The 21,583-nt window shown below is 34.2% G+C and carries 20 protein-coding genes and 1 pseudogene; 4 read left to right on the top strand and 17 right to left on the bottom strand.

What is annotated here, in order from left to right:
- Nucleotides 1-23: 23 nt before the first annotated feature.
- From J7E44_RS17825 to J7E44_RS17765, 14 genes and pseudogenes are all read right to left on the bottom strand, one after another.
- Entirely contained in the window at nucleotides 24-335 is a 312-nt protein-coding gene (locus J7E44_RS17825; protein ID WP_214831793.1) for a hypothetical protein, read from the bottom strand.
- Between the two features lie 104 nt (nucleotides 336-439).
- Nucleotides 440-817: a helix-turn-helix domain-containing protein gene (locus J7E44_RS17820; protein ID WP_214831791.1), complete on the bottom strand. Its 378-nt coding sequence runs from the start codon at nucleotides 815-817 to the stop codon at nucleotides 440-442.
- A 226-nt stretch (nucleotides 818-1,043) separates the two neighbouring features.
- Entirely contained in the window at nucleotides 1,044-1,568 is a 525-nt protein-coding gene (locus J7E44_RS17815; protein WP_214831789.1) for a hypothetical protein, read from the bottom strand.
- A gap of 426 nt (nucleotides 1,569-1,994) precedes the next feature.
- The gene (locus tag J7E44_RS17810; RefSeq protein WP_214831787.1) at nucleotides 1,995-2,387 is read right to left on the bottom strand and encodes a hypothetical protein; all 393 of its coding nucleotides are present in this window, start codon (nucleotides 2,385-2,387) and stop codon (nucleotides 1,995-1,997) included.
- Nucleotides 2,388-2,399: 12 nt separating this feature from the next.
- Complete coding sequence (locus J7E44_RS17805) at nucleotides 2,400-2,585, bottom strand: hypothetical protein (RefSeq protein ID WP_214831784.1); 186 nt, start codon at nucleotides 2,583-2,585, stop codon at nucleotides 2,400-2,402.
- A gap of 220 nt (nucleotides 2,586-2,805) precedes the next feature.
- Nucleotides 2,806-2,981 (bottom strand): annotated as a pseudogene (locus tag J7E44_RS24420) (RHS repeat domain-containing protein); the annotation flags it as partial.
- 39 nt (nucleotides 2,982-3,020) lie between these two features.
- Complete coding sequence (locus tag J7E44_RS17800; RefSeq protein ID WP_214831782.1) at nucleotides 3,021-3,416, bottom strand: hypothetical protein; 396 nt, start codon at nucleotides 3,414-3,416, stop codon at nucleotides 3,021-3,023.
- A 3-nt stretch (nucleotides 3,417-3,419) separates the two neighbouring features.
- Complete coding sequence (locus J7E44_RS17795) at nucleotides 3,420-3,698, bottom strand: hypothetical protein (protein ID WP_214831780.1); 279 nt, start codon at nucleotides 3,696-3,698, stop codon at nucleotides 3,420-3,422.
- Nucleotides 3,699-3,834: 136 nt separating this feature from the next.
- Nucleotides 3,835-4,260 carry a hypothetical protein gene (locus J7E44_RS17790; protein WP_214831778.1) on the bottom strand — a complete coding sequence of 142 codons (426 nt, stop codon included), beginning with the start codon at nucleotides 4,258-4,260 and terminating at the stop codon, nucleotides 3,835-3,837.
- Nucleotides 4,261-4,472: 212 nt separating this feature from the next.
- A complete protein-coding gene (locus J7E44_RS17785; protein WP_214831776.1) occupies nucleotides 4,473-4,751 on the bottom strand; it encodes a hypothetical protein in 279 nt (92 codons plus the stop codon).
- 3 nt (nucleotides 4,752-4,754) lie between these two features.
- Entirely contained in the window at nucleotides 4,755-8,333 is a 3,579-nt protein-coding gene (locus J7E44_RS17780) for a DUF6443 domain-containing protein (RefSeq protein ID WP_214831774.1), read from the bottom strand.
- A gap of 6 nt (nucleotides 8,334-8,339) precedes the next feature.
- The gene (locus tag J7E44_RS17775) at nucleotides 8,340-11,444 is read right to left on the bottom strand and encodes a hypothetical protein (protein ID WP_214831768.1); all 3,105 of its coding nucleotides are present in this window, start codon (nucleotides 11,442-11,444) and stop codon (nucleotides 8,340-8,342) included.
- The gene (locus J7E44_RS17770) at nucleotides 11,444-13,207 is read right to left on the bottom strand and encodes a T9SS type A sorting domain-containing protein (RefSeq protein ID WP_214831766.1); all 1,764 of its coding nucleotides are present in this window, start codon (nucleotides 13,205-13,207) and stop codon (nucleotides 11,444-11,446) included. The genes J7E44_RS17775 and J7E44_RS17770 overlap by 1 nt, the downstream gene beginning before the upstream one ends.
- Nucleotides 13,208-13,437: 230 nt before the next feature.
- Nucleotides 13,438-14,508 carry a DUF4407 domain-containing protein gene (locus J7E44_RS17765; protein ID WP_214831764.1) on the bottom strand — a complete coding sequence of 357 codons (1,071 nt, stop codon included), beginning with the start codon at nucleotides 14,506-14,508 and terminating at the stop codon, nucleotides 13,438-13,440.
- 227 nt (nucleotides 14,509-14,735) lie between these two features.
- Here J7E44_RS17765 and J7E44_RS17760 point away from each other — a divergent pair, with 227 nt between their 5' ends.
- Nucleotides 14,736-16,646 carry a zinc-dependent metalloprotease gene (locus J7E44_RS17760; protein ID WP_214831762.1) on the top strand — a complete coding sequence of 637 codons (1,911 nt, stop codon included), beginning with the start codon at nucleotides 14,736-14,738 and terminating at the stop codon, nucleotides 16,644-16,646.
- 56 nt (nucleotides 16,647-16,702) lie between these two features.
- Nucleotides 16,703-17,149 (top strand): hypothetical protein, encoded by a 447-nt coding sequence (locus J7E44_RS17755; protein WP_214831761.1) that lies wholly within the window; start codon nucleotides 16,703-16,705, stop codon nucleotides 17,147-17,149.
- Between the two features lie 8 nt (nucleotides 17,150-17,157).
- Here the strand turns inward: J7E44_RS17755 and ruvC are convergent, their stop codons facing one another.
- Nucleotides 17,158-17,712, bottom strand: coding sequence for a crossover junction endodeoxyribonuclease RuvC (gene ruvC, locus J7E44_RS17750; protein ID WP_214831760.1), 555 nt, complete (start codon nucleotides 17,710-17,712; stop codon nucleotides 17,158-17,160).
- Between the two features lie 103 nt (nucleotides 17,713-17,815).
- On the opposite strand from ruvC, the gene J7E44_RS17745 reads away from it, so the two are divergent.
- Nucleotides 17,816-18,307 (top strand): hypothetical protein, encoded by a 492-nt coding sequence (locus J7E44_RS17745; RefSeq protein WP_214831759.1) that lies wholly within the window; start codon nucleotides 17,816-17,818, stop codon nucleotides 18,305-18,307.
- Between the two features lie 2 nt (nucleotides 18,308-18,309).
- Nucleotides 18,310-19,674, top strand: coding sequence for a T9SS type A sorting domain-containing protein (locus J7E44_RS17740; protein ID WP_214831758.1), 1,365 nt, complete (start codon nucleotides 18,310-18,312; stop codon nucleotides 19,672-19,674).
- Between the two features lie 48 nt (nucleotides 19,675-19,722).
- Here J7E44_RS17740 and J7E44_RS17735 read toward each other — a convergent pair whose 3' ends face one another.
- Entirely contained in the window at nucleotides 19,723-20,244 is a 522-nt protein-coding gene (locus J7E44_RS17735; RefSeq protein ID WP_214831757.1) for a 2'-5' RNA ligase family protein, read from the bottom strand.
- Nucleotides 20,244-21,392, bottom strand: a complete 1,149-nt coding sequence (locus J7E44_RS17730; protein ID WP_214831756.1) for a serine hydrolase domain-containing protein — start codon at nucleotides 21,390-21,392, stop codon at nucleotides 20,244-20,246. Before J7E44_RS17730 ends, J7E44_RS17735 begins: the two co-directional genes overlap by 1 nt.
- Nucleotides 21,393-21,583 lie beyond the last annotated feature (191 nt).

The raw sequence follows: 21,583 nt of genomic DNA, 5'->3' as shown, positions 1-21,583 counted from the left end.
TAATCCTCTCTACGACATTTTTATTATTTGTTATTAATTTTTGCTTGCTTCTTTGAATCATCGAGGTCCTTATCAATGTCGGGTGTAGAAATAACCCTTGAAAGAAATTTAACGGTCCCGCCTTTTTTCCATGAACGATTGGCTAAAATAATCCCCGATATAAAACCTACTAAACCAATTGAAACTCCTATAATGATACCTAAAGTATTTTGAATAAAGTAGTAAGCAATGTAGCCTATAACACATCCTACAATTAGTGGGGATATAAAAATCTGAATCCAACCTACTATTTCTGTAATGTATTCAAATAGTTTAAAAAAAGATTTATTTTTCATTGTAGTTTTGTAGTATTCTAAATTCCCCCTCACGTGCAAACTCTATAATAAAAGCCAATTTCTTTTGCTATTTTGAACTCAAAGTAGATCGTTTTTTTGAAGAGTTAGTGTTTTCCGGACTTGAATTTCTCTAATTCCTGTTTCAATGAGTCAACTTGTTCTCTCAATATTTTAATGTATTCCTGTTGATTCTCTAAGATGTAATCTGGGATATTATAATAATGGTAGTTATTAGATTGATAGTTGCCAGAATTATCATTAAAAGTTGCTGTATCATTATGCAGCACAACTGACACTCTTTCTTCTTTAATATCTTCAACCGGAACCTCTAAAGCTTTAGCCAGTTTCTCCCATTCATCATCATATATTCTGACATCTCCATTCTCCTTTCTGCAATAATTGGAAACATCCGTTGAAAGGATATTCGACATATATTCCTGAGTATATCCTCTTTGCTTTCTTAGACTTTTTAGCTTTTCCATAATGGTTGTGTATGTGCTTTCCACAAATATAAAGAAAATTGTTGTTTTTAGTTTTATTAAGGAGGATTTCTTGTGAGGGGATTGTAGAAATATTCGAAAGATGTTTTAAAATAGAGCTCCGAGAAAGAATGGTTTCTCGGAGCTGGTTATATTATTAACTGCCAGCCACTTTGCTACTACACAGCAAAATACTCATAACAATGTGCTTATTAAGAATTATTGTTTACTAATGATTAATATTTGATAAATAATCCATAAACATAAAGCTTAGTATCAAAAACAAGATAATTGCCATTATTGTAAAGAAGCTAATCCATTTCCATCTTTTTCTCCAATCTTTTGGCTTTTTATCAAATTCCTTAAAATAGGTTAAATATTTATCTTTATGAAATACATAATAATAAGTGAGTCCAACGAACGGTAAAGCACTTACTATTATTAAGAATGCAAATTTATCTATCTGTATTTTATAATAATTTAAGATACCCATTAATATAAAAAATATTCCAGAGCCAATAAGTCCAGCCATTAAATATATAAAATTACCAGCCATCATACTGCTGAATCCATAACCTGGGTTTTTAAATACTTTTTCAAAGATTTCTTTTTCTATGTCCCTTTGCTTCTGTATTTCAGGGTTGGATGTAGGCTGACTGTAGGTACCATCTCCTCTGAGAATATTTTGAATTTTTAATTCGAATCTGTAATCGAAATAATGAATTGTATTCCAAAAAATTTCTAATTTTTTCATAATTATATTATAATATTTATGGCATGTAATAAGCATCTACACTTCCTTCTGCAACAGCTCCTCCAAAAGCACTTCCACCAAAGGCACCAATGATACCTCCTACAATTCCCCCTCGCTGGCTCGAGCGTCACGCTCGTTGCCCATTCTTGCATTGCAAATTTAAAATCTATTTCCTAAAGTAACTAATAGCTATTGTATTTATCATACTTTTCCAAAATACAAAGTTTATAAATAGTGGAAACAAAAATCCAGAAAAAGATTTCCTGGATTTTTGTATTTTATCTTAGTTTGGACACGAGCGTGACGCTCGCGCCAGCAGGGGGATTTTAGAAACTAAAAGAGAGCAACAGACAACACGTCTTCGCTCCCCTTGATGCTTTTCTTAAACAAACTAAATTGCAATCAATTATGTAAAACAAAAGCCACTCAATAAGTGGCTTTTGTTATTAATCTTTCTCTTACTAGTTGGGTGATTAGAAAAGTTATGATGGCAATAATATATAAAACTCTTTGCTCTTCATATATAGTAGCCCAATAAACAAACGGCGCACTTATTACAATCCATTCTATTAACAATTTCAACTTCAAATTACTTTGATTGGGAATTATCAAGATCAAATCTAAAACTATAAGTGCTAAAATAGAACCTATCCAAAACATTAAGCCATATGAGAGCACCAAAAGTATTGCAGCAAATATTGACTGAAAAAAATTTGTCGTAACATCATCTTCAACAGTGAGATTATAAATAATGGAATAAAACAAGACGCTTATAAAAACACCCAATATATTTATCCAATTTGTATTTAATATTTTCATTGTATTTAATTATTATTCTCTATGACCTCTGTCCATCATATCATTTAGCTTTTTCTGTTCATTTGGATCTGTTTGCTTTACTGCCGGAGTAGATTGCATTGTTTTATTCCAATCGCTTACAGAGTATGTTTTATCACCTTGTTGCACGCCTGTAAATACTCCATTCTTATCCATAGTAACAGTAAAATTATTGCTCATCATTGCCCTGCTTCCATCCCCCTCGCTGGCGCGAGCGTGACGCTCGTTGCCTCTTCACATATTACAAATTTAAATCTATTTCCTAAAGTAACTAATAGCTATTGTATTTATCATACTTTTCCAGCATACAAAGTTTATAAATATTGGAAGCAAAAAATCCAGGAAAATATTTCCTGAATTTTTGTATTTTATCTTATTCGGACACGAGAGTGACGCTCGCGCCAGCAGGGTCTATAAAGTTAATTGGATTACTGAAGGCATAATTATAAGGACTATGTCTTGTCATCTTTTCTGCTAAAGGATCTACACTCCCCATCTTCCAAAATCCGGCATATACATCCTCGCGCCATAATCATACATTTCTGACTCCTGAAGTTCCTTTCCGTTGTACTTGTAGTTTATTAAAGAGACTGCACTTTTGCAGTCTCTTCTTTATTACTTTATATAATACAGACCTTTGAGATTTTCTGTAGTGTATAAACCATTTTCTTCTTCACAAACTTTAGTTCCATCAAACATATAACAATGGAGCACATTTAAAAAGGTACTTGTATTTGTCAAAGGATTATTATCCTTATTATTAGGATGATATAATGTTAACGCAAAATTATAGGAATTTCCTATCTTAATTTTTTTATATTTATTGATTGTCTTATCATTTTGTTCTTTTGAAACGATTTTATATTTCTCGCCGTCTTTTTCACAATAAACAATATAGTAAGAATGAAGGTTTTCAATTTTATAAATCTTATATCCCTCTTGTTTTTGATTATTTAACGATTTGCAAGAAGTAAATAAAATAACCGATAGTATTAAAATTATATATCTCATAAATTATCTCTGTTTTGGTACTGTATGGAATGGTTGATTATTACCTGTTGTATATATTAACTTTACTGCACCTGAGACACTGCCATTGGGTAGTCTTTCTATTTCTCCCCCTTGTGCATCGTAAAAACGTTCATTAATAATGCCTCCTTGATCTACTACACTTCTATGAGCTCTATAATAAACACCTTTTTTATCTTTTGCATCATCTCCATTTGCAGGACGAACACCTGTATTACCATCAGATTGCGTTATCCTAGCTCCCCTCGCTGGCGCGAGCGTCACGCTCGTTGCCCATTGTTACAATACGGATTTAAACGAAAATATAATGAAAGATCCGAGAAACTAAAGTTTCTCGGATCAGTTTATAACCTGTTAGCGCTTTTACTTTTTTGTCATAGAATTAGAATAATACAGTAAATTATTCGCTATAATGCTCTTTTCCATTAACTATTATGGTGATAATTTTACCGTTCTTTCCTTTTTCCCATACCTGTAAACCCATTTTTTCAAATTCGTAAACAAATTGAGAAATATTATCTTCTTCAAAGTCAAGTTCTTCAACGCATGTATAAGTTTCATCTGTAAACAATAAAAACTCATTTACAGTTATTCCTATAAGATTTTTACCTTTATACAATACTTCTTCATAACAGGCAATACTATCAATGATATTATTCTCTGTAAATACTGTTGTCTCTGGATTATAAATAGTATAGTTAATAGATGGAGTACTTGAAGAGTTAAAATCTTTTATTAAAAATTCAAAATCTTTTTTATAATGGTCTATAGGACGCCCTATTACAAATTCTCCTACACCAGTAAATGGTGTTAAATATGGTATCATAATTTTATCTTTTATTTGCTCCTGAATGTTCAATCCACTTGCTGGTACGAGTGTCACTCTCGTAGCCTATCATTGCGATACAAATTTAAACGAAAATATAATGAAAGATCCGAGAATGTATAGGTTCTCGGATCAATTTACAAATTGTTATCCTACCGTATTTAGACATGATCGAGACGATCACGCCAATTTGGGCAGCGAAGAGCGGTATTTTATAGATTAGTAGTTTTAATTACATGGCAATGATATGATTCATCTTCATATGAAAAAGAAAAATACCAAATATTTTTTAACTCATCCAAAGGTAATACACCAATCTCTTCTACCCAAAAATTAAATTCATCTAAAAGATCTTCTTTAAAATCTATAAGTTCTTTATTTTCGATATTTTCTTTCATAGCATATAATAATGCTTTTTTTTCATCTGTTGAGGAATTCTGCGAGCAATATGTACCACCCATAAATTCAAAAATAACTGTGTATAAATTCATAATTTATCTATTTCCTTTTGCATTTCTACTATGGTTTTCGCCTGTTTCCTGAGCTTTTGCTTTCCAATGTTTTACTTGCTTTTCTAATTGGACTTTTAATTTATTATCTTCTTTTGTTTTATTAGGTTTTCTTGATATGGAATCCAGCTTGCTTTTAGCTTCTTCATATTTTTCTCCTGCACTTTGCTTGGCTTTAAGATTTGCATGCTGTCCATTCTTTCCTCCTCCTTTTCTTGCATCAGGAACATCTACACCATTTACATCGGTACTATCTGTTTCTACACTTGATTCTGATCCTGCATTAGATTCTGCATTATCAGTATGTTTGTACATCATAGGATCAATTCGAGTTGGCTGATAAGTTGGATTAGTATCTACAAAATCGCTGATAACATACCATGAAGCCACTGCTAAAAAAGCAAACAACCCAAAACGAGCATTTTGTGAAAGAACAATACCTGCAGCGGCTGGAGAAACTCCACTTACAGCAACTTCATTTATATCTGTAAAGGTTTTTCCTCCTTCTAGAAGCTGTACAGTTGCTCCTTCTATCTTATATGAACCTGTTTTTCCTACATAATCCCAACCAGCTGGTGTATTTCCTGGGCCTGTAACATTTGGATCCCATCTATATTTACCTGTTTTGGGATTATGAATCCAATCAGAAATTTCTCCAGTCATCCCTGTAGGATCTGCAAAAATTATCGGATTATTCCAAACATAATTATATGCCTCATGAGTATACTGACTTTTTGGATCTATAACACCCCATCTTCCAATATCAGGCATATAGAATCTCGCTCCATAATCATACATCCCGGTTTCCTGTAACTCCTTTCCATTATATTTATACTGATAGGCATTTTGACTTGTTGTAGTGTAACTATGTAACATTCCAAAAGGATAATAGTTGTTTATGTCTATAATCTCTCCTGGCTTCCAAGGGTTTATACATCCGCCTCCGCCCCCGCCTTTGGAGAAACTGTTGCATTCATAAGCACGGGGCTGTATAATACCATCTTTATTGGTGTCAGTATAACTTAATCTTACATTTCCTAAATGATCTGTAAAGTTGTAGACATATCCTTCTTTTAGAGCATCATAGTATCCTTCAGCTGTCGGAATGATTCTTAGCTTCAAAATCGGAATTTCATTCGGATCAGGATGGTAGGTTCCTTCACCGTCCCATGACTCGATGGAAAAGGTTGATTTATACTGAAATCCATCTAAATAGTTAGTCTCTAAATTTTTAAAGAGCTTCTTCACTTTTACTCCATCTGCTCTATAAATATAATTGGTTACATCTGCATTCTGAGTAATCTGCTTTGGTAAATTTAAATAATTATATTGGATTGAAGAAAGGCCTTTATCCTTATGATTAATCATATTCCCGTTTAAGTCATATCCAATAGCATTAGGAGCTGCCAAATATGGATATCCTTTACTGTTCAGAATTTGTTCTTCAGTAACCGTTGTTAGTCTATTGCCTGAGTAATCATATTTAAGATTATCAATCATTTCAGCAGTTGTATTTCCTGCCAAAATCCCTTCGGATCTTTTCAATCTTGTGATATTTCCATTCAGATCATATTCTAATTTTTCAAAATATTCTCTTCCAGATTCAGTTCCTGCTTTCTGATAGAAACCGGCTGTAAGTCGGTTCAAGGGATCATACACATATCCATATCTTTTTAATGGTTCGTTTTCCTCAAATAAAGTCTTCCAAGATACTTCAGCAATATTTCCATTATACTTTGGTTTTACCTTCAATCCAGTGTCGAAAGCATCAGGAGTTTCCAGTCCTTCAACTTGATTATAATTGATTTTATATCCAAACAAGTCACTTCCTAAAGTGGTAGGATCATTGATCTGAGTCATCCAGCCTCTAATGTTGTATTTATAATCTATCTGTTGAAGTGGAGAAGTAGCACTTATTCCACCCACTTTCTTGCTTTCTAATTGAGAAAGTTCATTGTATTTATTCTGTGTTAGGATTTCAACAGGATTGCTATCAACTTGGTGAGTATGTGTAAGAAGTCTATTCTGAGGATCATAGGTGAATAGTTCAGTAATAGTTCTTGGAGTATCACTACTTAATCTTTGATGCTTCGTAATGGTTTTTTGAGGTATTCCTGCAAAATCCAATTGCCTTTCTACATTGGTATATCCTCCCAAATGGTTAAGAGCGAATTCCCTTATACCTCTTCCTTTAAGATCGTAATACAGATAGGTTTTTGTCCAGTTATCATCTTCAATATTTTTTACGTAATTGGAGACAGGCAGGCCTTTTGTACTACGTCCATATTGTTGTACATCCGAAGGGAGTACGCTTTGGTCGAGTACCAAAGTAGGAAAAGGGTCACCTATGAGATAGGAATCATAATAATTAACTGATAATGCAGTTTCTATATCCAAAAAATTGTTGCTATAATAAATCTGCATCCCATTCTTGGTAAACCCCTGAGCATTTCTATATTCGGTAATTACATAATTGTTAAGTAAATTTTGCAGACTTGGCCTGCCTTCTAAGGAAGCGAAAATTCCCGTATAAAGTACACGTCCAAATTGATCATATTTTGTAACGAGCCATTTAAATTTCTTACGCAGTTCGGCATCTTGGGTCATAATAAGCTGATCCGCTTTGTCATAAACCATATATTCCGCTCCTTTTCCAGGAACTTTCTTCTCTACCAATCTATTTTTACCATCATATCGGTATTGATAACAAAGATCAGTTAAAATAGGATCAGTTTCGACAATCTGTGTTCCTGCAGCCAGGCCTTTAATGGCAAAAGAAGCCTTTGGGGGAATTACAAAAGCCAATTGATTATATTCATTATAGATATAATAGGTATCTGCATTATCAGTCGCACTGATGACTTTTCTCACTAGGACAGTTTGTCCCTGTCCATTTTTAAACTCTATCGTTTCATTACCATCCTCATCTTTTACAGAGTTTTTATAGAGTTGATTGGCTTTATAATACCCGCTGGCAGAATTAGCATCGTTAGGAGAGACCTTCAGTTTAGAATTGGTTCTCCCTTCTACAGGATCAGTGGTAGTAATATATTTTCGAACATCTGTAGCTGTATTTGCTAAGTATCCAAACAAAATAGGTTTTGTAGTCCACGCTGTTCCTACCTGCCTCTGTTCCAATATTCTATCCAAAGGAGACTTTTCTAACTCTTTCTCAGTGTAAACTTTTTCTCCAGCAGGGTAAACACCTGTTGGATCTGATATTGGTAATGGAACTAATCCTGAATTCTGTCCGTATATCGCTCCATTGGTCGTTGACTGTTGAGGAACAGGGAGATAATCCCTTGTTTGCTTTCCAAATCCATCATACACAATAGGTGTAACAACATCTCTTCCTAAAGGGGATGCTTTTATATTGACTACTTGTTTAGGTCTTCCTAATCCATCGAAATACTGAACCGTTTCTGAGGTCCTAACATTAGGAAGTGTAGGGTCTGACAAATAGGTTTTTGAATAAACGTAATTTTCTGTAGGAGAAAGCTGGGCATGAGCTAAACTAGCTATAAGCAAAGCACCAACATATATTATTTGATTTATTTTCTTCATCGTGTCTTAGTTTTTATAGTTGTATTTGAACTCTTTAACCACTTTATATACCATATTTCCAGAACTGTCCTTCTCCTGCTGACGGATTTCTTTTAATCTATTGGCAGTATCATAGATATACACTTCGTTGATTCCTGAAGGAGGAGTAATACTAGTCACTCCAATTAAAGGGTCATAAGTATAAGTAGAAACCTGATAAGCAGATAACCCAGAGTTCTTTCTAAAAGTATCTAGTGCTGTAATCAGTGCAGGTTCATTAGCCGGATTAGCTGCATCCTGATCTGAAGCAGTAACTATCGCTGTAATAAGACCTAAACTCACCAACTGATCATAAGTAGCACCTTGTACTTTGGCAATAGGCTGAGTACTGTTATATCCCCAAACAATCGCTGTTGGGACCCCATCTTTTGAAGTATATTGTTGTAGATTACCATTAGCATCATATTTATTATAGGTAATTTCAGTGGATGGAGTATTATCTAGAACATTGTAAGATAATACAGAAGATGGAAACAGGTTAGCAGGATCATCATACTTCGTTTCTGATCTTGAATTCATTTTTCCAGCAGCAGTTTCATTTGATTTTTCAACCACAGTTGTTTCTAATGGGATGCCAATCATATTGGCAGCAATCAGCTTTTGATTGTTTTTCTCGTGAGCATATTGGTAACTGGTCTCTGTGACTTTTCCATCAGTACTTGTGTTCTTAACCTTAGACAAACTCACTCCGTTGGCCGATTGATAGAAATATTCTGATTTAGATGATAATAAATTATTGTTTAAATACTGTTTAGTGACATTAGAACTCATGAAGTTATTGTAATAATAATTCCTTAAAGGATTCATCCATGCATTTGATATGTTCATTGAAATATGATACTTATCCAGTCTTGACGGGTCTTCATTATACAAATAGACTTGTTCCTCCAAAAGGTTTCCTGATTCATCTTTAATAAGTCTTTTAGAAAGCTTATCCCTTTCAATACTTCTACTTGCTGGCATAAATAAAAGATTCTTGACGGCTGGCATTGGGCTGTAATCCCCTGCTGTAAGTTGTAATGAATTATCAAAATGCACGTCTGGTTTATCTATATAAGTTGTAAAATAATCAGTAGTGCTTCCATTACCAGAGAACTTTTCAGTTACCTTTGAATAACTTATAACAGCTCCTTCCGTTAAACTTCTTGAATAACCTGAGGCAGTCTGAATAAGTTTTTGGCCATCATATGACCATGGAATGCAGAATAACCATCCACTACCTCCTGAACAGAATTTGCCACTTATCTGTGCATTATAGGAGAAAAAATATCTTGGCCATTCGGTAAGGATACCAGAGGACTGGTCAAGGTCATTTGTATATATAAATTCCCTAGTATTTTGATTTGCATTAAGATCATAATCATAAATTTTCTGTAACCTTGTTCCTCCTACAATCCCATTTACTGAGTAAAGCTTAGGGAGAAAACTATTATCAGATCTTCGTTCTAATCTAAAACTATAACTATGTGGTTCATAATTAAAGAAAGAGCTTCCTTTTGTGGGGTATTTAACACTTTGCAGGGCATACATCTTTGAATAAGTAAAATCAGACTCCCTTACATCTGAAGTATACTGATAATCCCCATTGCTTAAGTAATTTACCGAAGGGAAAATAATAGGTGTAGCAAAAGGAGCATCGTTAGAGGTCTTTCCATTATAATACCCCCAGTAATCTACAGCAAAAGTGATAGGACTTGGTGTATTAGCCGCACTGCTGGTGTCATACGAAAATTCGTAGGGCTCTTTTCCCATTTCTTTTACCGTTTTAAGGAATATTCTTGGGTATTGGGCATTGTATACTTCATATCCAAAATCAATCGTATTAGTCAAGTTGGTTTGATTATATAATTGTATTTTGTCCAGTTTTTTTTGAGGCACTTTTCCAAACTGGCTTCCACTAATGGCTACATTTTTATAAAGATTATCCTGATCAGAGTAGGAGAAAACGATTTTGTAATCCTTATACTCAATATTTGACAGATAAGCTTTTTTTACCAGATTAAAAACTTGTCTCGAATTGCTATCTCCCATAGAATGAAGATCCAAAAACTTTTTCAGATCACTGTACTGTGGAAGTGGCTTCCAGAAGTTATTTTGATTTATAATACAAAAACTGCTATAAACATTATTGGGAGCAATATTATCTGCCTGGTAATTATATTTTAAAACATCCCCATTCTGATATTCTGTTTTATATTGATACCAGCCGCTGATTACAGGAGTTTGAGCATTAATACCTGTTGCAACTGCTCCTAAAAAAACATTATACTCTAAATTTTTACTCTCTTTCCCAAAGTAATATTTATTCCCTACTTCATCTGTTATGATGATTTCTGATTCACTTAACGGACTGCAAACACTGGTATAAGGCTGGGAATTCATTCCCGAAAGGTCTACTTTAAGTTTATGAGGTTCACTGGTAACCACCTCTACTTTACCATCAGGGGCTATGAAGAAACTTCCAGAAATACCATTAAAATTAAATGAATATTTATCAGACGTTGTTTCATATCGTGTAGAATTAGTATTAGGATAGCCATTTAATCGTACCTCAAAAAATTCGTCATTCAAATTGTCTACTGCGCCAAATAATTTATTAGGATTGATCGTTGATAAGTCATTATCTGTTGGAAGCTCAGAGGTATTAGTACCGAACTGCTTTATTCCTACCAGATATCCATGCTCATAATGACCATTAATACCATTACCCGTTTGTGGGGATCCTGCTTGGTCATCAGCTTCACCAACAACAGTTCGTGTAATAACCCCTCCTGACATCAGATTCCAGTTAAATCCTACAATACCAGACTTCTTGTCAGGTATAAAACCAGATGCATTATAATTAAGATCCAAACTTACTTTACCCCCATTTTGTGTAGGAATTGATAATAAAGGGATGTTTAAATCAAGTTCTCCTATGTTCTTTTTGATAGGGATATTACCATATCTTATAAAGTCTGTAGCTTGTGGGCTTTTTGTATTTTTACTAAATGAGCCGGTTAAGTCTTTAGCAGATTGAGCATTGCCCAAGATACCAGACAATGTAATTGCCAATAATGTGATCTTCTTCATTATTTCTTGATTAATTTAGCGTTAGCTGTCTTATTATTATCCGTTTTGATTACTACAAGATAAGCTCCTTGAATGAGTGCTTGGGTATTAATCTTCGTCACTTTATTTTTTGTTTTCAAATTTTGGAGTTGTCTTCCTCCCATGTCATACAGACTAATATCAGCTTCTTTGAAATCAAAGCCTATTTCCACATAAGCATAATCAGAAACAGGATTAGGGTAGATCTTAATATCCTGTTTTACAATTAACTGATCAATCTGCTTATCTCCCAGTTTTATAATCTTCCAGTTTTCTTTTCCTAGTTCCTCAGCACTGGTTCCTGCAAGTATAATTGAGCCATCTCTATTGAGTTTAATATCAGATAATCTTTCTTCTCTCTTTTTGGATTCCCCTTTTACATGTTTTCTCCACTGTTCATCACCCTTATCATTCAGATATAACATCCAAAATGTTTCATCATCCGTTTCTATTCTTCCTTCGGCCTGCGTATAACCACCTAATAGAATTCCTTTTGTTTTATCATCTGCGGAATGAATTGTGCTTATCCCCATAAGGATATCTCTGTTTTTGAAGTTGTAAGATTTTTGCCACTCTTCATCGCCTCTTTCATTTAAAGAAATTAACCAAACATCAGTTCCTTCTTCAATTCCAACTGTTTTGTTTCCTGATCTTTCAGATCTTGATTCTCCTCCAATGATATAGCCTGAAGATGTTAGTGCTAATGTTCTTAAATGATCATCACCCTTACCTCCATAGTTTTTTTCCCATTCCACTTTTCCATCTTTCGAAAGTTTTACAATCCAGTAATCACCTTCGCCTTCATTGTTGGTGTTTTTAGGATAGCGAGATACAAGATTCGAGTTTCCTGATGTTGAGCTTTTACTTTCAGAACCCGTAACCCGAAACTCGGAACTCCTCGAATAAATACCTAATAAAGCCCCACCATCTTTCGTTGGAATCATTTTCTCTACTTCATCTAAACCAGCTCCTCCTAAAACCAGTTGCGAGATTTCTTTTCCATTTTTATCAAGCTTTATGATCAATACATCTTTTGAACCATAACCTTGCATTCCCTGACTATTTTGAGTAGATGCCCCTTGAGGTTTTTGTGTTCCCTGAGATCCTGCTATCGGTGTTCCCTGAGGATTTGATGTGGGTGTTCCCTGAGGCTCTCGAAGGGAACCCTGCACATTACCCGCAACAAAAAACCCTAAATCTGTAGTCTGAATAACAGCTCTCGCTTCTTCATCAGAAGAAGTCCCTAAAGTTTTCTGCCATAACTCATCCCCAAATTCATTGATTCTGATGAGCCAGATATCCGATCCACCTTTAGAATCTTCTTTTTTATCCAAAGATTTTCCAGAAAAAGTCGTCCCTGAGATCAAAAATCCTCCTTCCTGCGTTGCAACGGTTGCAGATAAATAATCATGATTATTTCCTGCGAAATATTTTTCCCAAACCTGATCACCTTGTTGATTCAATTTCACCAAATGAAAATCGTAACCGTTATTTTGTTTATTCGTAGCCTGAGCACTTCCAACCGATGAACCCTGAACGTTTCGAAGTGATGTAGCCTGAGGCTCTCGAAGACTACCTCCCTGAATCACACTCCCAGTAATCAAATACTGTTGATCTATTGTCGTCGTAACCTGACTAAGAAAATCCTGTGTGTTGGATTTGAGATCTTTCTGCCAAACCACTTCCTGTGAATAGAACATGGTGGTAGTGCATAAGGTTAATGCACTCATGTAGAGTTTATGCATGTTTATTATTATATTTTTATTTTAGTTTGTAATTGATTTTTAAAATCCTGCAAATTTAACGTTTTTTAAGATTGATTAATTTCACGTTAAAAAGAATTAATATGAATTGCATCATGTTTTATGTTCAATGCAAAGCTATTCCAACAAAGCGACAAAAGATGACGTATTATCTGTAAAAAAGAATACCTTTCACAATTGTGAAAGGTATTTGTTATCTATTTATTTGAGTATTACTTATTCAAATTCTCTTTAAAATCATCAATCCTATAATCCGTCAATGCATTTCCTTTTTCAATTTTCTCTTTTGAATACAGACGGAAGTCATTTTCTGTTTTTTCCAGTAGATGGTCATAGGGTCCAATATGCGAAATTAACTTAACCAATACAGGAGAGATTTCCAGACAAATAAAAAGTCCCATGATGAAGGCCGCAGCTAAACCAATGATCGCTGAATTTTTTCCTAATTCATCTAATGCCTGTAATCGTGCGGCGAATCCATTGAATTTATCTTCAAATGTTTCTGATGATTTTCTCTCTGTTTCAAGGTTGGTGTATACTTTTGAAATTTCTTTATCTAGATACTCGAGTCTAGGCCCTACTTGTTTTTGGTAGTTTTCTAAATCTTGTCTTCTCTGTTCTTTAAGTTCTTGCTTCCGTTTAGCATTGGATCCGAAACCTACTTTTCCACTGGTTAAACCAGACTGTTTTCCTAAGATTTCTTTTTCCAGTTCTACTGAAGCGGAGTCATATGATTTTTGATACTGAGCAGTCTTTTCTGAAATTTGTTTTTTCTCCGTTTCAAAAGGTCCGCTTTGCTGAAGGATCCTGCCACTCATCTCACCCTGAAGTTGTTTTTTATTTCGCTGAATAATGGTATTCAATTGCTTATTAACTTCTTTCTCAAAAATTTTAAGTTCCAAAGGTTTTGAAATAATGATTCCTAAAAAAGTAGCCAATATCAAACGGGGAATAGCCATCAAAATTTGGTTCCACCATGTTCCCGTTTTTTTAATAGAAGAAACAATATAACGATCCAGATTAAATATCATTAATCCCCATAAAATTCCGAATCCTACGGAAGTCCATATATTATCGAATACAGTATACATAGCATAGCCTGCTGAAAGGGTAGCAAAAACAGCCGTAAATAGAACAATTCCCCCGATACCCGCAAACTTGTTCCATTCGCTAGGGGTCTTCCTTAAGATATGAATGTTTCCTCCGGAGCATACCATGAGAAACTTCTGAAACCAATTTATTTTATGATTCGTCTGATTTATAGTTTGTTGTTGATTTTTCATTATTGAAAATTTATACAAAAGTAATACTAAAAATCATACCAATGTTAAAGACAGTAATATGTTTTACCAAGTATGGTCGCTTGTTTTCGTTATGATTCTGTTTATCAGTGAGTTATTGTTTATTTAGATTAACATAATATAATTCTCAAAGTTAATGGATTGTAAATTGCTGATTTTTTAAAATAAATAATAGTTTTGCATCGAATAAATTAAAAAATGAGTTTAATATGAGGAAAATTATCTTATGTTTTGCGTTAATGTTTTCTGTTAATGCATTTTCTCAAAACATACAAAATATTTGTGGTTTTGATCAAATCATGAAAAAAATGGATGCAAGACATCCGGAATTAAAAAAGGATAGAGAGGCTGTGGAAGCAAAATTAGTTGCTATGAACAAACAGGCTTATCTTAATAAAGTAGGAGCTACAACTTCCTGGAATAACCTTTATACTGGTCAGGTATATGAAATCCCTGTTGTTGTGCATGTTATCGAATCTCAAGCAACGGCTAATGCAAATTTACATGTCACTGATCAGGAGATCATTGATTGGATCGACAGAGCAAATAAAATGTATGCTACAACTTTTGGGAATGGTTTTTATGCAGAAGGTCCTGGAGCAGATGGAGGAAATGTAATTCCCTTTAAACTAGTATTGGCTAAAAGGTCTCCAAGCTGTACTCCAACTACAGGTATTGTAAGATATAATGGAAGTACTCTTCCCTCTTATGACACTAGGGGAGTAAAGGTAATGGGTACAAGTGGGGTGAATGATTATCAAATTAAAAATGAATTAGCACACCACTGGCCAGAAAATTCTTATTTTAATATTTATGTTGTAATCGGTTTTGATGGTCAACAACAGCAAAGTGGAGGATTAATGGGATATGCCAATTTCCCAAACTCTTATGCATATGAGTACGAAAGCTTTATGAAAGTTGCTACCATAAAAAGCCAGAACAATGTAACATTAACTCATGAATTAGGACATGCATTCGGTTTATACCATACTTTCGGAGATGCCAATTATACAATTCACAGTGGTGATCCAGACTATTGTCCTGTAACTACTGGTGATTGTACAGTAGATGATGATAGGGTGTGTGATACGGAAAGAGCGGGAGCTGCTTATTATCAATTTCCGGCACCTTCGAACTCTCAGATCAACCCTTGTACTACCCAAAATTATCAGGGAGTACAGTATAATATTATGAATTATAGTAATACCAATCGAAAGTTTACTCAGGGACAAAGAGACCGAGCTGTTTTACTAATGATGGAGTATAGAAAAGATTTACTTAATTCAACAGCAGGTAAGGACTTATCAGTTGTAATTCCGTCGCCTGTTTCTATAGTTGCAGCACAGTGTAATCCGCCAAGTACTGCACATCCAACGAATAATAATTTTGCGATCGGAGCTACACGTGTGAAGTTCGGTACCATAAGCAGTGTGACTAATGGATATGATTCTGATGAAGCATCTCCTTCATTTTACGATGATTTCGCTTCTGCAAACTGTATTAGACCTGCATACTATACAGATATTTCTGCTACTACAAGTACAGAATTAAACGTATCCTATTCATATACTTTTAACAATCAACCTGATAAGTTTAGAACAAAGGTTTGGATAGATTATAATAACAACGGATCTTTTGAAGATTCTGAACTTGTTGTTAATCATTTGTCGGGTAACTTGTCAGGGACGGGAATGGAGATCATTACTCCTATTACACCTCCTGCCAGTGCAATAAAAAATACTTATTTAAGAATGAGAATTGCAGTAGATGCAGCCACTTTCAATTCAGTAAACCTTCCTGATCTTACACCATGTTCTCAGCTACAATATGGACAAATGGAAGACTATGCAGTAAGAATTGTAAGTACATTAGGAACATCTGAAGTTAAAGAAAGTTCAGAGACTAAGATCGTTTACACAAAATCTGATAATAAACTTCAACTTGTAGGTGGAAAGAATGCTACATTTGGGGATTACCAGATCTATGATATGAGTGGTAAAGTATTACAGAAAGGTACTTCTAGAACAAATGAGGTTCAAATTGATCAGCCCTTACTAAAAGGAGTTTATATTATCAATTATTCTGATAAAAAAGAATCAAAGAAATTTACAAATAACTAATAGAGTAGAAAGCCCTTTTTTAAAGGGCTTTTTTTATGCTAAAAAATGTTGAAACAATGAAGAGATTATTTTTTTTACTATGCTGTAGTTTTATATTAAACTGCCAATCGCAGTCTCAAACGGTAAAAGCTATAGATGCAGAGAATGGAAAAGATTATTTTGTTGAGAAGTGGAAGTTTATTGGAGAAACTTATAAAGATGGAGAAGTCGATAAAGTATATCCACTCCATGAATGCACGAAGCAAAATACTCTGTTATTTGAAAAAGAAAGGGAGGATATATTTTTCACTAAAAACTTTGCAAGTGGCAAAAATTGTGAAGTAAAAAGCTCATCAGCCCGCAACCTGATTACGATTAAAGGAAGCTCTTTTTCCTATATGGATGCCGATTTAAAAGAGAACAAACAGTTTAAGATTATTTCAAAAAACAAATTTTCAATTCTCTATAGTGATATTATATATGGAAAAGTTACCGATATAGAAGATACTTATGAAAGGCAATAATTTGTAGGCTATTTTAACCGATCCGGATTTTGCTTTAAAAAACTTTCCCAACCGGAAAATGATTTTGTGTTTGCAATTGTTCCGGAATTAAAATGATGACAAACAGCTACGGCTAGACCATCAGATGCATCAAGATATTTCGTGGGGAATTCTTTTAGCTTTAAAAGATTTTGAAGCATTCCCGCAACCTGTTCTTTACTGGCATTTCCATTTCCTGTGATCGCCATTTTTATTTTTTTCGGAGAATACTCCGTAATAGGAATATTTCTATGCAGGCTTGCTGCCATAGCTACGCCCTGTGCACGCCCCAGCTTTAGCATACTCTGAACGTTCTTACCAAAGAATGGTGCTTCAAGCGCTACTTCATCCGGATGATACTCATCGATTAATGCCAAAGTCTTATCAAAGATATATTTCAGTTTCGTTTCGTGGTTAGGATATTTTTTGAGAATAAGCTCATGGATGGAAATCATTTCCATCTGACCTTTTTTAACGGAAATAATCCCAAAACCCATTATGGCAGTGCCCGGGTCAATTCCTAAAATTATCTTTTCTGCAATCATTGGGTCAAAGATAGGACTTTCTGAATTTTTATAGTCATTAAAAAAAATAATAAAATCAAATCTTAAATTGGTGAAATATTCTTAACTTCATCAAAAATTGATTATGAAAAACTTACTAAACTTTTTTATCCTTCCAACTTTTATTTTTTGTAGTTTTCTGCAAATGAATGATTTAAATATTGGAGGATCGCTTAAAGACGAAAATTTTTCGCGGGACAAAAACCAGATTGGCTATCTGTTTTTTAAAGTTGAAAAAACGAAATCCGGACCTGAAAAAATTACTTTGGAATCAAAGAAATTAGCAGAGGGAAAACTTAAATCAACCCCTTCTTTTGATAGAAATTCAGCAGGGATAGGTGATTTTATTATTTCTCTGACTGATGCCAATGGAAAAGAATTTGTGAAACAAATTGTAGAAGATCCATTGAACCAAAACATGGAAAGTTTTGAAAAGGAAGGGATCAGCAGACATAAAGTTTCTACAGAAACTGCTGAATTTAGTATTCGCTATTCTCACTCTGCGGAAATCCAGGTGGTAAAAGTAGAGAAGATCACCAATGCCGGTAACCAATTATTATTTAACCAAAAACTATAGCCATGAAAAAAACTTTATTTCTATTACTTGTCAGTACGTTCTGTTTTTCACAGACATTTCAGACTGTATCGCTTCTTAATAACGGATCTAATGCCAATCGTATTAATATTGCGGTTTTAGGTGATGGTTTTACCTCTGCACAGCAAACTAATTTTGTGTCGTCCGCACAATCTACGGTCAATTATCTTTTTACAAAGAGTCCTTACACAGAATACAAGAATTATTTTAATGCTTATGCAGTGAAAGTTGTTTCTACACAAAGTGGAGTAAAACATCCTGGAACAGCAACAGATGTTACAGAGCCTGTAATTCCTGTATCTAACCCTACCAACTATTTGGGATCTTCCTTTGATTTCGGTGTTCACCGATGTATTTACAGTAATTCGACGAACACGGTAGCGCAGGTTTTAGCGGCTAACGTACCGGATTATGATATTACGTACGTTCTTGGAAATTCTACAGAATATGGGGGTTGTGGCGGAACATATGCATTCGCTTCATTAAACAGTGCTGCCAATGAAATTGTGGTCCATGAGCTTGGGCATTCTTTTGGAAAACTGGCTGATGAGTATTGGTTTTCAGGATCTGGAGAATCTCCTAATAAAACTCAAAACTCCAATACCGCTACCATCAAATGGAAAAACTGGTTAGGGTTGAATAGTGTAGGAGTGTATCCTTATACGGAAAGCCCTTCATGGTATCGTCCACATCAGAATTGCGAGATGAGATATCTTGACAGACAATTCTGTTCGGTATGTAAAGAAGCTATTATTGAAAGAATACACTCGCTGGTTTCTCCGATAGATTCTTATACGCCGGCAAATAGCAGCAATTTAAATGGTAATGCAGCAGTAACCTTTACTGTGAATGAAGTTTTACCAATACCAAATACATTAGTAAATTCATGGAAACTGAATGGAACTGCTCTTTCTTCAACGAGTAACTCATTAACAGTTTCTCCATCACAGCTAGTTACGGGTCTTAACACTCTGATTTTTTCAGTAACTGATAATACGTCTTTAATAAAAGTTACAGGTCATAGCGCTGTTCATTTTGCTACAGTGACCTGGAAATTGAATAAAACATCAACATTGAAAATTTCCGACGTTAATGCAGAAGAAAGAAGATTCGGAATATATCCTAATCCGGCTGAGAATGAATTTTATATTAAAGGCAAACAGGATTTTTCAAAAAATGCTAAAGTGGTATTGTATGATGGATCGGGTAGGCTGATCCCTGTAAAATTTGAGATGAACAATGCATCAACGATTCGTGTTAATATCACTGCGATTCCAACCGGAACTTATACCTTAAGTGTAACAGATGATGGCGGCTTGGTTATTTCTCAGAAAATCATAAAAGAATAATCTACATATTTGTACCTATTTAAAAAATCGGCTGTAAGGCCGATTTTTTTATGTGAGTTTTTTTTCTGCTATTGGAACCCATTTTCCATCATAACGAAGTACTAGAATTTTATCAACTATGAATCTAGTTTTGTAAGGTTTGTCTTTATAGACTTCCCACGCTTTTAAGTAATTTTCATAGCTTAAATCTCTGTAACCAATGGTCATATGGGGAGTAAAAGAGTATTTGCCAAAATTAAATTGCCGTTTTACTCTGTGATACAAATCGGTCAAATTTGCGTTTTGCTCAGGTTGAACAAAGAGCACCGGGTTTTTAGGGTTGGGGAAACTTCCAAATCCATTCAGCTTAATTTCAAACGGAGCTAAATTTGTATCAATTCTTTCAAATGCAGCAATGATATCATTTTCCAGTTTAAGTTCTCTTGAAAAAGGTGGAAAAAGAGTAATGTGAGCGTCATTTTTAATCGCTTTTAAATTATTGTAATTGTTGGCTAAATCTTGTTTAAAGACTTTCACCTCATCAATAATCTGCTGTGGTGGATAAATAGCTATAAAGTACAACTTTTTCATCAGAGTTCATTTTGCTTATCGGGTTTGATCATTTGCTTTCTCAGATCAGTAACTGTATTTTCAATGGCATCTGTAATTTTCTTTACCTCAAGATGAGGTCTGAAAATATAGCCTTTACCTTTTGCTTCATCGGCAATATTAGATAGGATAATGACCGAAGTTTTAGAGTCAGGATAATAGATGTTTAAAGAAGGAGAACCTTTAATATATCCACTATGAAAATAAGTGGTTGGTTTTCCTATATTCAGCATGATTCCATATCCATAACCCATCTTTCCTAAAATAGCGTGGTGCCTTTCTGAACTTTTTAAGACGAACTTTTTAAGAGTTTCCGGGTTTAAGATCTTTCCACCGTATAATGCATTATTCCAGCGATGTAAATCGTCAGTAGTAGATAAAATACCTCCCGCAGGAATCCCAATTTCTTTTCCACTTAGTCTTTTCGGCATATTGGGTATCTTTTCGGCATTCTTCTTATTTCCAAGGTAAGCACTTGCGAAATTTTTGCCTTTGAATGTGTTTCCTGTTGAAGAATTTTTCATTCCCACTTTTGAAAGTAGCTCCTGAACATTTTCATCATAAGATTTTCCTGAAACCTTTTCAATGACCTTCCCTAAAGTATTAAAGCCATCATTCGAGTAGAAAAAATCTGAACCACTTTTAAACAATAGTTTTCCACCTAAAGTATTTAAGCCGGAAGTATGATTTAAAAGTTGATGGATACTTATGTTTTCATATTCTTTAGTCTGAAATTCTTTTAGATATTTTGAAACTTTATCCTCAATATTGAGCTTTCCATGTTCCATTTGAAGTAAAACAAGAACAGATGTAAATTGCTTACTTACAGAACCAATAGCGAAAATTGTACTGTCATTTATTTTTGCTTTATTTTCGAAATTTGAAAACCCATTTTCTTTTCGATATAGCTCTGTTGAATCTTTAAAAATGGCGATACTTCCATTAAAATCATATTTTGTGAAAACAGAATCGATCTGCTTCTCTAATAGTTTTTTCTTGAAGGATGTTATCGTGGAATCTATAATTGCATTTCTATCAACTGTTTTTGTAGTATACTCAGGTGCATTTTTGCAGGCAGTTAAAGAGAGGGTGACTAATAAGGGGAACAATAAATGGGAAATTTTCAGCATTTGTTTTTAATTTAATGCTATATCATCAAAAAGGATGCAAACAGGGCATTTTTAGGACTAAAAATAATGAGCCGGGAATTCTAAGTTTACTTTTTAACAGGTAAAATATTGACTAATAGTTTCTTCTGAAAATTTTGATAACCCACAAATTATGTAAGCAAAATTGTTACGGAAATTAATACTTTTGAATA

Origin of the sequence: Chryseobacterium sp. ISL-6, assembly GCF_018613715.1 — a bacterium.
Lineage (GTDB): Bacteria > Bacteroidota > Bacteroidia > Flavobacteriales > Weeksellaceae > Chryseobacterium > Chryseobacterium paludis.
The sequence above is the reverse complement of the archived record's forward strand: the minus strand, read 5'-3'. Positions and strand labels throughout refer to the sequence as shown.

Bases quoted from the DNA above. Each gene is read 5' to 3' on its own strand.
- J7E44_RS17825 (WP_214831793.1), bottom strand. From the start codon at position 335: ATGAAAAATAAATCTTTTTTTAAACTATTTGAATACATTACAGAAATA.
- J7E44_RS17820 (WP_214831791.1), bottom strand. From the start codon at position 817: ATGGAAAAGCTAAAAAGTCTAAGAAAGCAAAGAGGATATACTCAGGAA.
- J7E44_RS17815 (WP_214831789.1), bottom strand. From the start codon at position 1,568: ATGAAAAAATTAGAAATTTTTTGGAATACAATTCATTATTTCGATTAC.
- J7E44_RS17810 (WP_214831787.1), bottom strand. From the start codon at position 2,387: ATGAAAATATTAAATACAAATTGGATAAATATATTGGGTGTTTTTATA.
- J7E44_RS17805 (WP_214831784.1), bottom strand. From the start codon at position 2,585: ATGAGCAATAATTTTACTGTTACTATGGATAAGAATGGAGTATTTACA.
- J7E44_RS17800 (WP_214831782.1), bottom strand. From the start codon at position 3,416: ATGAGATATATAATTTTAATACTATCGGTTATTTTATTTACTTCTTGC.
- J7E44_RS17790 (WP_214831778.1), bottom strand. From the start codon at position 4,260: ATGATACCATATTTAACACCATTTACTGGTGTAGGAGAATTTGTAATA.
- J7E44_RS17785 (WP_214831776.1), bottom strand. From the start codon at position 4,751: ATGAATTTATACACAGTTATTTTTGAATTTATGGGTGGTACATATTGC.
- J7E44_RS17780 (WP_214831774.1), bottom strand. From the start codon at position 8,333: ATGAAGAAAATAAATCAAATAATATATGTTGGTGCTTTGCTTATAGCT.
- J7E44_RS17775 (WP_214831768.1), bottom strand. From the start codon at position 11,444: ATGAAGAAGATCACATTATTGGCAATTACATTGTCTGGTATCTTGGGC.
- J7E44_RS17770 (WP_214831766.1), bottom strand. From the start codon at position 13,207: ATGCATAAACTCTACATGAGTGCATTAACCTTATGCACTACCACCATG.
- J7E44_RS17765 (WP_214831764.1), bottom strand. From the start codon at position 14,508: ATGAAAAATCAACAACAAACTATAAATCAGACGAATCATAAAATAAAT.
- J7E44_RS17760 (WP_214831762.1), top strand. From the start codon at position 14,736: ATGAGGAAAATTATCTTATGTTTTGCGTTAATGTTTTCTGTTAATGCA.
- J7E44_RS17755 (WP_214831761.1), top strand. From the start codon at position 16,703: ATGAAGAGATTATTTTTTTTACTATGCTGTAGTTTTATATTAAACTGC.
- ruvC (WP_214831760.1), bottom strand. From the start codon at position 17,712: ATGATTGCAGAAAAGATAATTTTAGGAATTGACCCGGGCACTGCCATA.
- J7E44_RS17745 (WP_214831759.1), top strand. From the start codon at position 17,816: ATGAAAAACTTACTAAACTTTTTTATCCTTCCAACTTTTATTTTTTGT.
- J7E44_RS17740 (WP_214831758.1), top strand. From the start codon at position 18,310: ATGAAAAAAACTTTATTTCTATTACTTGTCAGTACGTTCTGTTTTTCA.
- J7E44_RS17735 (WP_214831757.1), bottom strand. From the start codon at position 20,244: ATGAAAAAGTTGTACTTTATAGCTATTTATCCACCACAGCAGATTATT.
- J7E44_RS17730 (WP_214831756.1), bottom strand. From the start codon at position 21,392: ATGCTGAAAATTTCCCATTTATTGTTCCCCTTATTAGTCACCCTCTCT.